Origin of the sequence: Clostridium sp. D5, assembly GCF_000190355.1 — a bacterium.
GTDB lineage: Bacteria > Bacillota > Clostridia > Lachnospirales > Lachnospiraceae > Faecalicatena > Faecalicatena fissicatena_A.
Map to the genome: position 1 here is coordinate 91,961 of NZ_GL870821.1, position 12,247 is coordinate 104,207.

Genomic DNA, 12,247 nt, shown 5'->3' on the forward strand with positions numbered 1-12,247 from the left:
AGGGCGGCGGCTCTGCGGATACAGTATTGGTAAGTACATGAAGCCGTGCATTGGGGCGGGGAAGAAAGAAGGTTAAAATATGATTATTAAAAATGTTCAGGTTTTCGGAGAGGATAAGACATTCACTTTAGGCGAGGTTGCTATGAACGGCGGAAAGTTTGTTTCCTCTGAAGAAGGCGGCAGTGAAGTAATGGATGGAAAGGGCTGTTTTGCCATTCCGGGTCTTGTGGATATTCATTTTCATGGCTGCGTGGGAGATGATTTCTGCGATGCCAGTCTGGATGCCATCAGTCATATGGCTGAATATGAGGCTTCCATCGGTGTCACTTCGATCTGTCCCGCAACAATGACACTGGCTGAGGAGGAGCTTCATAAGATTATGAAGACAGCGGCGGCCTATGAAGGCGGTAACGGTGCAAAGTTGGTGGGCATCAATATGGAAGGGCCTTTTATAAGTGAAAAGAAAAAGGGCGCCCAGGCAGCAGAACATATCCGTAATTGTGATTTGGCGCTTTTTGAACAGCTGCAGAAGGAGTCAGGCGGGTTAGTTAAGCTGGTAGACATTGCTCCGGAGAATGACGGGGCAATGGAGTTTATTGAGGCGGTAAAAGAGGATGTGGTAGTATCGATCGCACACACCACTGCGGATTATGATACCGCTTCAAAGGCATTGGAAAAGGGTGCCAGCCATGTGACACATCTTTACAATGCGATGCTGCCTCTGAGCCACCGGGATCCGGGCGTGATCGGTGCTGCCAGGGACGATGAGGACTGCCATGTGGAATTGATCTGCGATGGGGTTCATATCCATCCATCTGTAGTGCGCGCGACATTTGCCATGTTCGGGGCCGAGAGAGTGATTCTGATCAGCGACAGTATGCGTGCAACTGGGCTGACGGACGGAGAGTATACCCTGGGTGGACAGGATGTGTTTGTAAAAGGACCGAAAGCAACACTTGCAGACGGTACGATAGCAGGCTCGGCGACAGACCTGATGGGCTGCCTCAGAGTAGCAGTGCAGCAGATGGAGATCCCGCTGGAGGATGCGATTGCATGTGCCACCATGAATCCGGCAAAGGAGATCGGCATCTACGATGCATGCGGAAGTATTACACCTGGAAAAGCAGCGGATTTAGTTCTTTTAGATAAGGATCTGAATGTAACAGCTGTCTATGTAAATGGGAGAAAACAGGCATGAATTTTATCCGAAAGCATCAGAAAGCTGTCTTAATAACAGGGTTTGTGGTGATCCTTCTTGTTTTTCTGGCTTATTGGCAGCGGCAGACAACTCTGTCCAATGCCACGGCTACAAAACTGAAGGATGAACCACGTAAAAGCGGAGAAGCGGTATCCACATTTTATTATGACCAGCTGACAGCGAAAGAAGCTGCGGTGTATGATCTGATGAAAGAAAAGCTCGACAATATGGAGGGCGGTACCGTGACATTTCCGGAGGCTATGAGCGGACCGGAATATCTGCGCGTGACGACTGCGCTGGAAGATGAAGGGTACAATTATTTCTACGGTTTTTACGACATTCCTATGACAGAAGATAACATTTATGTGAAATATAAGGAATCGGATCTGACAACGGTCAAGGATAAGGTTATTACCAAGGCGATCCTGTTTTTATCCTGTGCGGAAGGCATCAATCAGGCAGGTAATTACGGAAAGGACGGCGAGGTACAGAATCTGGCCGAAGTCCAGGAAGGGTTGTCAGTGAACCTGGAAGAGAAGCTGGAAGAGATCGTAAAGACACAGAACGAGACAGAGGAGATCCTGGGCAGCATCATGGAAGGACTTCCCTCTGATTATGGTGAGAAAAAGGCAGTAGATTATTTTCTGTCATGGCTGGACGAGAACGTTTCTTTTGCGTCCAATATTGAGGAGGATGCCTCATCCGTTTCTTCTATGGAGGAAGTATTTGACGGGGTTTATATTTATAACAGTCTGTCGGCTCTAACGGAGCACAAGGCGACTGCACTGGGATATGCCAAGATTTTATCCGAACTCTGCGGCCGTGCCGGAATGGAGTCGCATGTTGTGCTCGGCACATGGAACAAAAGCCGGAGTGTACAGGAAAGCTATGTGTTCTGCGCGGTTTCTATGAACGGGCAGACGATCTATGTGGATGCCAGCGGTGCAAAGGGGTCTGACCTGGGGAACCAGAAGTACCTGACACAGCAGGAGGCCGTGAATCATATGAAATTCGTGGAATATTTCGTATACGATTGATTTGGTGGTTTTGCACGAAAATATTAAAAAAATATAAACATTATTACCAAAGTATAAATTTCTTCTCTGCAGGCAGTTGACATAGATGAATAATTTTGTTATAGTTTATACATCAAATGAATAGAAATGGATTGTTACTGTAAGGCAGGCAAAACCAGATTTTATAGGCAGGGCATATAAGTCGTGTTTATGGAGTTTGGTTTTTTTATTTTATGTAGGATCCGTTCTAGTTTCCCGGGAGGTTTCTTCCAGAAATGTCCTATGAGAACCTAATAGCAATCTGAAAAAACTGGAAACAATAAAACAGGTAAGCAGAGAATTTGTTAAAAAGGAATGCAGGACTATTATGGTAATTGAAAAGGTTATAAATAATAATATAGTTTCTGCCTATGATGATATGGGCAGAGAAGTTGTCATTATGGGACGCGGCATCGGGTTCGGCACCAAACCCGGACGGGAAGTTGCAGAGCAGAAGATTGAAAAGATCTTCCGCATCAAGAGCCAGAGCGTAGCGGAACAGTTCAAAGAGCTGCTTGCGAATATGCCTCTGGAGCATGCGCAGATATCCAATGATATTATTTCTCACGCCAAGAGGCATCTCAAATTAAAGCTGAATCAGAGCATATATGTTACATTGACAGACCATATTAATTTTGCAATTGAGAGATTCACGCAGGGGATCAAACCTGAAAATGCGCTGCTGTGGGAGATTAAAAGATTTTACCAGCAGGAGTACCAGCTGGGAAAATATGCAGTGGATATGATCTGGGAGAGGCTGCACATTGCACTGCCGGATGACGAGGCAGGTTTTATAGCACTCCATTTTGTAAATGCGGAGTACGGCACCGATATCAGAGACGCACTGAATTTCCCGAATCAGATGAAAGATATACTAGATATTGTCAAGAGCGAACTGGATATGGAGTTTGATGAGGACTCGCTCCACTATGAGAGATTCGTCACACACGTAAAGTTCCTTCTGCAGAGAGTCTACAGAAAAGAGCTGCTTCCCAACGAGGAAAGCGAACTGGCAGAGATGATGATGACAAAGTATCCAAGGGAGTATGCGTGCAGCAGAAAAATAGCAGAATATATAGAAGATGCAACGGACAGTAAGATATCCGGAGAAGAAATCATGTATTTGTCCATCCATATCCGGAGAGTCACGATGGCAGAAGAATAAAAGGAGGAAAAAAAGATGTTTAATATGTTTAAGAAAAAAGACAAAAAGCATGTACTGGGAGCACCGGCAGCAGGAAAGGCAGTTTCCATTAAGGAAGTAAATGACCCAACATTCGCGGAGGAGATTCTTGGCAAAGGTGTTGCAGTCATTCCTTCCGAGGGAAAGATTTATGCACCGGAAGACGGTGAAATCGGGATGGTATTTGATACCCTGCATGCTGTCAGCCTGACAACGGATTACGGCGCAGAGGTTCTGATCCATGTAGGCCTCGATACAGTGCAGATGAAGGGAGAAGGCTTCGAGGGCCATGTGAAAGCCGGGGATAAAGTGAAAAAGGGCGACCTTCTGCTGACGGTAGATCTGGAGAAAGTAAAAGAAGCAGGCTACGATATCATCACTCCGATGCTGATCTGCAATACAGGTGATTATGCATCTGTGGAAGCAATGGACGGCAGAGAAGTGAAAGCTGGTGACGATATTCTCTCTATTGAAGAATAAGAAACGGTCATATATTGGGTGTATTTTAGCCGGCAGTGTGCCGGATTAAAATAAAAAGGGATTAGATAATCAAAGGGATTCGAGAAGGAGGAAAAACATGAAATATTTACAAAGATTAGGTAAATCCTTGATGCTTCCGGTTGCATGTCTTCCGGTTGCTGCTATTCTGATGGGTATTGGTTACTGGATTGACCCTTCAGGCTGGGGGGCAAACAATATTGTCGCAGCATTTTTGCTGAAAGCTGGGGGAGCTTTGATCGACAATATGGCGATTCTGTTCGCAATTGGTGTTGCTGTCGGCATGTCTGATGACAACGATGGTACAGCAGGTCTTGCAGGGCTTGTTTCATGGCTGATGGTCACGACACTGCTGTCAACATCTGTTGTAGCAATGTTCAAAGGCGTAGAAGAAGCAGTTGTACCTGCAGCATTTGGAAAGACACAGACACAGTTTATCGGTATTCTCTGTGGTTTGATTGGAGCAGCTTGTTACAACAAATTTAAGAGTACAAAATTACCGGATGCACTCTCATTCTTCAGCGGTAAGAGATGCGTAGCAATTGTAACAGCAGGCGCTTCTCTCGTGGCAACCATTATTCTGTACTTTGTATGGCCGGTTATCTACGGAGCACTCGTAGCATTTGGCGAAGCTATCATGAGCACAGGCGCTATCGGAGCAGGTATCTATGGATTCTTCAACAGACTGCTGATTCCGTTCGGTCTGCACCATGCACTGAACTCCGTATTCTGGTTCGATGTTGCGGGTATCAATGATATCGGTAAATTCTGGGGTACAATGGAAGGCGGTATCGCAGGACAGACAGGTATGTATATGTCAGGTTTCTTCCCGGTTATGATGTTCGGTCTTCCGGCAGCAGCACTGGCTATGTACCACACAGCAAAAGAAAACAAGAAGAAAGTTGCAGCAGGTCTGTTAATGGCAGCGGCATTATCTTCATTCTTCACAGGTGTTACTGAACCTCTGGAGTTTGCATTCATGTTCCTGGCACCGGCACTTTACGTAATCCATGCTCTGTTAACAGGTATCTCTATGGCGGTTGTAGCTCTGCTGCCGGTTCGTGCGGGATTCAACTTCAGTGCGGGCTTCGTGGACTGGTTCCTGAGCTTCAAGGCTCCGTTTGCTGAGCATCCGCTGTACCTGATCCCGATCGGTCTTATTGTAGCCGTAGTTTACTACATTGTATTCAGAATTGTCATTGTGAAGTTTAACCTGAAGACACCGGGACGCGAAGACGATGACATAGATGAATCAAGAGTACAGCTTTCTAATGACAACTTCACAGAAATTGCAAGAATTATCCTGGAAGGCGTAGGCGGAAAGGAAAACGTTACATCTGTTGATAACTGTATTACAAGACTTCGTCTTGAAATCAAAGATTATACAGCAGTAAACGAAAAAATGATCAAATCAGCAGGCGTAGCCGGAGTTATCAGACCGAGCAAGAATGCTGTCCAGGTCATTATAGGAACGAAAGTTCAGTTTGTTGCTGATGAATTTAAGAAACTCTGCAAATAATCAGAGCAAATCTTAATCTGCGGCTTGGCTGCAGAACTGCCCGCAGGGCATCTGGTATGTGGTGTCCTGCAGTAGAAAAATAATCCCTTTCGGAGAAGGCCGCGTTGAGCGGTCTTTTTTGATGCGGTGTTGAGGGGACGCTGCGCGGCAGAAGGGGGGCGGTGGAACTGCACAATACCCTTCCAGGCAGACGGTCCTTCATCGACCCTTCCAATAAATCTTCCTATACATACGAAAAATCGATATGACTTTAGACAGGGGACGTGTTAGCATTAATACAGCAGTATGCAGACGGGAGTTTTGGTTATGAATTATGTGGGAATTGACATTGGTTCTACTGCGTCCAAAGTAGTGGTGCGCGGGGAGAAGACACGGTGGTTTGTGATGCCTACCGGGTGGAACGGGCGTGAGACTGCGGGGATGATTCAGGACCGCCTGAAAGAGGACGGGATTGATGTGAGTGGTGCGGATACGGTGACCGCGGCGACGGGATATGGTAGGATTTCGGTGGATTTTGCGGATTATGCGATTACAGAGATTACCTGTCATGGCCGCGGCGGGAGAGTGCTGGCAGGGGATGAATGTACGGTGATTGATGTGGGCGGGCAGGATACAAAAGTGATCCAGGTTCAGAATGGGGCTGTAGCTGACTTTCTGATGAATGATAAGTGCTCTGCAGGAACGGGAAAGTTTCTCGAAATCATGGCAAACCGGCTCGGGATTACGCTGGATGAGCTGTTTCAACTGGCAGCTGATGGGAGTGTACTTCCCATTAGTTCACTTTGCACTGTGTTTGCGGAGTCTGAGGTGATTAGTTATATTGGAGCAGGAAAAGTACGGGAGGATATTGCAGCAGGTGTAGTCGAATCTGTGGCAGGGAAAGTCGCGCAGCTTGCACAGAGGCAGAAGCTTTCAGACAGAGTGATTCTGACGGGCGGACTGAGCCATAGTTTGTATTTTTCATCACGTCTGTCAGAGAAGCTGGGAAAAAATGTGGAGCCGACAGAGTATGGCAGATATGCAGGGGCACTGGGGGCTTCTTATCTGGCAGAGGAAAAGGCGAATAGATCAAACACAGGGGGAGCCTGCTAACATATGCCCTTGTAGATGGAACGCAGCTAAGCTGCGGGATAATGCCTAAATTCAGGAGGAACAGAAAAATGGAGTTAATCAAAGAATTACCGGAAGTATTTGAAGAGTTTGCCAAGCAGCGTCAGGAAGCATTTCTGGGAATCAAGCAGCTTAAGGATAAGGGCGTTCCTGTTGTGGGCGTTTACTGTACCTATTTTCCGCAGGAGATAGCGATGGCTATGGGAGCGGCAGTTGTGGGGCTCTGTTCCACATCTGATGAGACGATTCCGGAGGCGGAAAAGGATCTGCCGAAGAATCTGTGTCCGCTGATTAAGTCCAGCTATGGATTTGCGAAGACGGATAAATGTCCGTTCTTTTATTTTTCGGATGTGGTAGTAGGAGAGACTACGTGTGACGGAAAGAAGAAAATGTATGAATATATGTCAGAGATTAAACCGGTCTATCTGATGGAACTGCCGAACCGCCAGTCGGAAGACGGGCTCCGGTTATGGAAAAACGAGATTATCCGTGTCAAAGAATATCTGGAAGAAAAATTCGAGGTTAAGATCACCGATGAACAGGTAAGAGAAGCAGTGCGCGTGATGAATGATGTGAGAAGATCCATCAAGGGGCTGTACAGCGTTATGGCGAATGATCCGGCGCCGATCAGCGGTCAGGACTTATTTCATGTTATGTACGGCAGTACCTTTAAGTTTGATAAAAAAGCGATTCCGGCAGAGGTCGATGCATTGACAGAAAAGATTAAGAAAGAGTATCAGGAAGGCAAGAATGTTGGGAAGAAGCCGAGGATACTGGTGACAGGCTGCCCGATCGGCGGTGCCACGGAAAAGGTGATCCGGTCGATTGAGGAGAATGGCGGTGTGGTAGTTTCCTATGAAAACTGCGCAGGGGCAAAATCATTTGATAAGATGGTGGATGAGGAGGCGGAGGACATTTACGAGGCAATTGCAAGAAGATATCTGGATATCGGCTGCTCAGTTATGACTCCGAATCCGAACCGGCTGGAGCTTCTTGGGAGGCTTATGGAAGAGTTCCGGGTGGACGGCGTGGTGGAAGTAATCCTGCAGGCCTGTCATACATACAGTGTTGAGTCCATGGGAATCCGCAAATTTGTAAACGGACAGGGAAAACCGTATATCAGCGTAGAGACAGATTACTCCATGGCAGATTTAGGGCAGCTCAACACGAGGATCGCGGCGTTTATCGAAATGCTGTAGAACTTGATTTTCTGCCTTGACAAATGCATAAGAATAAGATAAGATTGCAACAGATATGAAAAAAGCGATGAAGAGAACAAGTAGTGACCGATGCGGAGAAGACAGAAAGCTGCCGGCTGATGAGAGGCGCATGACACGGTTGGTGACGAATACATCTCGGAGCTTCACACCCAACGTATATGAGAACCGGTATAGGAATGCCGGAACTGCAAGTAGGCTGTGACGGAGTGGTGCACGTTATTGCACTGAGTAATTATGTATAGTATGCTGCGGGTGCTGCATATGTACAGGATATACTCACTGAGGCAGAGGATGCGAGTCGTCTGCGAATAAAGGTGGTACCACGAGTTTATGAGCCCTCGTCCTTTTGGATGGAGGGCTCTTTTTGCGTTAAATATGTGGAGGATGCGGGAGACTGGTGCCGCGTCTGCACGCATATGAAAAAGATCAGAACAGATTGAGAAAGGAAGAATGAAAAAAATGACACTGTACGAAGAATTGCAGGCCAGAGGGCTGATTGCCCAGGTAACAGATGAAAAATTGATTTCGGATTTAATCAACAATGGAAAGGCGACATTTTATATCGGATTTGACCCAACAGCCGACAGCCTTCATGTGGGACATTTCATGGCGCTCTGCCTGATGAAACGCCTGCAGATGGCAGGAAATAAGCCGATTGCCCTGATCGGAGGCGGAACTGGGATGATAGGCGACCCATCCGGAAGATCAGATTTGCGCCAGGTGATGACCACGGAGACGATCCAGCACAACTGTGACTGCTTCAAAAAGCAGATGAGCAATTTTATTGATTTCTCAGAAGGAAAAGCCATGATGGTAAATAATGCCGACTGGCTTCTGGATTTGAACTATATAGAGGTTCTGCGTGAGGTTGGTTCTCATTTCAGCGTAAACCGCATGCTTGCGGCCGAGTGCTATAAGCAGAGAATGGAAAAAGGCCTGACGTTCATGGAATTCAACTACATGATTATGCAGGCTTATGACTTCTATGCATTATACCAGAAATACGGCTGCAATCTGCAGTTCGGCGGGGACGATCAGTGGGGGAATATGCTGGCCGGAACGGAACTGATCCGCAGAAAACTGGGAAAAGATGCGAGTGCCATGACCATTACCCTGCTTCTGAATTCGGAAGGCAATAAAATGGGGAAAACTCAGTCGGGTGCAGTATGGCTTGATCCGGAGAAGACTTCTCCGTTTGATTTTTATCAGTACTGGAGAAATATTGCTGACGCAGACGTATTAAAATGCATCCGTATGCTGACATTCCTGCCGCTTGAGGAAATAAATGCCATGGACGAGTGGGAAGGCAGTCAGTTAAATAAGGCGAAAGAAATTCTTGCCTTTGAGCTGACGCAGATGATTCACGGGAAAGAAGAGGCGGAGAAGGCACAGGAAAGTGCAAGAACACTGTTCAGCCAGGGAAATGCAGCGGAGATGCCTACGGCAGAGCTGACAGCAGAAGATCTCCAGGAGAACGCAGTGGATATCCTCACCTTGTTGTTAAAGAGTGGTCTTGTTACTTCCAAATCAGAGGCAAGACGTGCTGTGGAGCAGGGTGGAATCGCTGTAGATGGAGAAAAAGTTACAGATATCCATGAAGTGTTTACGGCCGATGCATTTGCCGGAGATGGCTTAATATTGAAAAAAGGTAAAAAGAACTTCCGTAAAGTTGTGTTAAAATAAGCAGTACCGGAGTAGTTATAATATAGTAGACCCAAGGGGGCTTCGTAATACATGCCCTTACGGGCGGGTCTGCAGCAAGCAGCAGAATAATGTATACCCCAAGGGCACCCCGTAATACATGCCCTGCGGGCGGGTCTGCGCAGAAGCGCAGATTAAAGTATACCCAAAGGGCACACCGTAACTCATGCCCTTACGGGCGGATCTGCAGCAAGCTGCAGAATAATGTATATACAGGAGGTAACCGATGATGGGATTTAAAGAAATATCCGCAGAGGAACTGCAGTTCAATCCGTTTACAAAGATAGGCAAGGAATGGATGCTCGTAACAGCGGGCGATCAGGAGAAACACAACACCATGACAGCCAGCTGGGGCGGTGTGGGCGTAATGTGGGGGAAAAACGTAGTAAGCGTTTATATCCGTCCGCAGCGCTACACAAAAGAATTTGTGGATGCCAATGAGTTATTTACACTGTCCTTCTATGATGAGTCCTGCAGAAAGGCGCTGAGTATCTGCGGAAGTAAGTCCGGAAGAGACTGCGATAAGGAAGCTGAGGCCGGCCTGACTCCGTACTATACGGATGGAACAACTGCGTTTGAAGAGGCCAATATGATACTTATCTGTAAAAAACAGTATCACCAGGATATGGCTGCAGAGCATTTTGATGTAGAAGAAAATGATACCAAGTGGTATCCTGGAAAAGATTATCACACCATGTATATGGCGGAGATCCTCAAGATGCTGGTGAAGGAAGTATAATGTAAAGCGGAATGTATTTTTTGTATAAGTTGAATTGAGCGCAGGGCACGAACCCTGCGCTCAATTCATATGTCTGCAATTATTTTATAAAATAATTGCAGCACTGTCTGGCAGTCTGTACAATCCGCCTAAGAAATCTTCAGATACTGTACGCTGTACGGTGCCATATCCAATCCGCCGTTTAAGGTTCCTTCTTTTCCGGTTATCAGGTTCAGATAGTCTCCCTGCAGTTCCCTGCTTCCAGCAGTAAAATCGGAATCTGAAGCGTTGATGGCCACAAAGATCTTTTCTTTCTCTGACTTCCGCTCGAAGATCAGCTGGTGGTTTGTGATCACCACATTATGGTATCCGCCGTTGCAGAGAGCATCGCTGTCTCTTCGTATTGCTATCAGGGTCCGGATGAAGTCGGTCAGTTTGTTAGGTTTTGGCTCTTCGAAAGGAGGCCGCAGCGCGTAGTCATTGTCAGGCGCCTTCACCCCTTCCTCGCCCCATTCGCTTCCATAGTATAAACAGGGGATTCCAGGCATGCCGAACAGTATACCGTATGTGGTGATGATATGCTCTTTGTTGGTGAGAATGCTGGCAATCCGGGTAACATCGTGGTTGTCCACGAAATTCATCAGGTGTTTGCCCCGATATATGCACCATTGTTCAGGTCCGTACTGCCGGTTGAGCGAATGGGCAATCTCAAAGAGGTTCATACTGTTGAAACTGGAATAGATGCCTTTATAGCATTCATAGTTGGTGCAGCTATGCAGCATTTCGTCGTTGACGATCAGGTTATAGTCACCGAACAGCACTTCCCCGATCAGGGCAAATCCCGGCTTAAGATCTTCGCAGAAGGTGCGCAGCCGTTTCATAAAATTGTGATCCAGGCTGTAAGCAACGTCAAGGCGCAGTCCGTCAATGCCGAATTCCTCGATCCAGAAACGGACGCATTCCAGCAGATAATCAACAACTGCGGGATTCTGCAGATTCAGTTTAACAAGCTCAAAATGACCTTCCCAGCCTTCGTACCAGAAACCGTCATTATCGCCGCTGTTTCCATCAAAATTGATGTGGAACCAGTCCTTGTACTGCGATTCCTGTTTTTTCTCCTTTACATCCTGAAAGGCCCAGAAACCGCGGCCTACATGGTTAAACACGCCATCCAGCATGATCTTGACATCGTGGGAGTGAAGTGCATCACATACGTATTTAAAATCCTCATTTGTGCCGAGTCTGCAGTCGATCTTTTTAAAATCCCGTGTATCATATCCGTGGTTATCGGACTCGAACATGGGGTTCAGAATAATGGAACCAATCCCCAGTTCCTGGAGATATTCACCCCACTCTGCAATCTTTCTTATTCGGGATACCGTGATTCCGTCATTATGGACGGGGGCATCACAAAATCCAATCGGATATATCTGATAGAAAGTTTCATTATAAGCCCACATAAATTCCACCTGCTTTCTAAATAATTGTTTTCATGCTTCTTATATAAATAAAAGTACCATTTCAGTATAACATAAACCGGTATCAAAATAATTTATTTTAATAGAGTTAACCAGGAATTTTCCGTCCTCTTAGGCGCATGAGAAAGTGTACATGGATTGCAGGCTGTAAAAATCTATTTTTGAATAGTTTTCGTGTTCGGTAAGTCAACACTTAATCCATATAGCCATTTTGCATAGAGAGTTATATATGGAAAGATATATAGAAAGATATAGAAAGGGTGAAGTGAAAAGTTTATTTCCACTTTGAAAACGGCAAAAAGAAAAGTGGCAATTACTCTTACAAAAAGAGCGATTACCACTTTTGGTATTCCTAAAAGTAGAATTAAGTGATACAATCAAGAAGAGAAATAACAAAGCTGTCTGCTCAGAAAGGGCTTTCTGGGCATGTTAAGAAAGCGGACTTTAGACGTGTTTTTAAAGGGGACAAGACTAAATTCCACTTGCTGGGACGTATATATTCCTGACAGCCGCCTGTTATTTCTTTCTTTAATTTCAGTTCTTATCAATCTTTCTTCTTCAACAGAT

Annotated in this window: 10 protein-coding genes and 1 other annotated feature; of the genes, 9 read left to right on the forward strand and 1 reads right to left on the reverse strand. The window is 46.1% G+C overall.

Annotation, left to right across the window (positions count from 1 at the left end):
• The first annotated feature begins 79 nt into the window (after positions 1–79).
• The 9 genes from nagA to HMPREF0240_RS21415 all read left to right on the forward strand — a co-directional run bounded on the left by nagA (position 80) and on the right by HMPREF0240_RS21415 (position 10,223).
• Positions 80–1,198, forward strand: a complete 1,119-nt coding sequence (gene nagA, locus HMPREF0240_RS21375) for an N-acetylglucosamine-6-phosphate deacetylase (protein ID WP_009005484.1) — start codon at positions 80–82, stop codon at positions 1,196–1,198.
• Positions 1,195–2,235 (forward strand): hypothetical protein, encoded by a 1,041-nt coding sequence (locus tag HMPREF0240_RS21380; RefSeq protein WP_009005485.1) that lies wholly within the window; start codon positions 1,195–1,197, stop codon positions 2,233–2,235. Before nagA ends, HMPREF0240_RS21380 begins: the two co-directional genes overlap by 4 nt.
• Before the next feature lie 346 nt (positions 2,236–2,581).
• Positions 2,582–3,418, forward strand: a complete 837-nt coding sequence (locus HMPREF0240_RS21385; RefSeq protein ID WP_009005486.1) for a PRD domain-containing protein — start codon at positions 2,582–2,584, stop codon at positions 3,416–3,418.
• Positions 3,419–3,433: 15 nt separating this feature from the next.
• Positions 3,434–3,916, forward strand: a complete 483-nt coding sequence (locus HMPREF0240_RS21390; RefSeq protein WP_009005487.1) for a PTS glucose transporter subunit IIA — start codon at positions 3,434–3,436, stop codon at positions 3,914–3,916.
• A gap of 97 nt (positions 3,917–4,013) precedes the next feature.
• Positions 4,014–5,453: an N-acetylglucosamine-specific PTS transporter subunit IIBC gene (gene nagE / locus HMPREF0240_RS21395; RefSeq protein WP_009005488.1), complete on the forward strand. Its 1,440-nt coding sequence runs from the start codon at positions 4,014–4,016 to the stop codon at positions 5,451–5,453.
• Positions 5,454–5,759: 306 nt separating this feature from the next.
• Complete coding sequence (locus HMPREF0240_RS21400; protein WP_009005490.1) at positions 5,760–6,545, forward strand: acyl-CoA dehydratase activase; 786 nt, start codon at positions 5,760–5,762, stop codon at positions 6,543–6,545.
• 68 nt (positions 6,546–6,613) lie between these two features.
• Positions 6,614–7,762, forward strand: coding sequence for a double-cubane-cluster-containing anaerobic reductase (locus HMPREF0240_RS21405; protein WP_035314514.1), 1,149 nt, complete (start codon positions 6,614–6,616; stop codon positions 7,760–7,762).
• Positions 7,763–7,820: 58 nt separating this feature from the next.
• Positions 7,821–8,132 (forward strand) — a binding site (T-box leader).
• A gap of 110 nt (positions 8,133–8,242) precedes the next feature.
• Complete coding sequence (gene tyrS / locus HMPREF0240_RS21410) at positions 8,243–9,466, forward strand: tyrosine--tRNA ligase (RefSeq protein ID WP_009005492.1); 1,224 nt, start codon at positions 8,243–8,245, stop codon at positions 9,464–9,466.
• Between the two features lie 247 nt (positions 9,467–9,713).
• The gene (locus HMPREF0240_RS21415) at positions 9,714–10,223 is read left to right on the forward strand and encodes a flavin reductase family protein (RefSeq protein WP_035314540.1); all 510 of its coding nucleotides are present in this window, start codon (positions 9,714–9,716) and stop codon (positions 10,221–10,223) included.
• Between the two features lie 128 nt (positions 10,224–10,351).
• Here the strand turns inward: HMPREF0240_RS21415 and HMPREF0240_RS21420 are convergent, their stop codons facing one another.
• A complete protein-coding gene (locus tag HMPREF0240_RS21420; protein ID WP_035314516.1) occupies positions 10,352–11,662 on the reverse strand; it encodes an alpha-amylase family glycosyl hydrolase in 1,311 nt (436 codons plus the stop codon).
• Positions 11,663–12,247 lie beyond the last annotated feature (585 nt).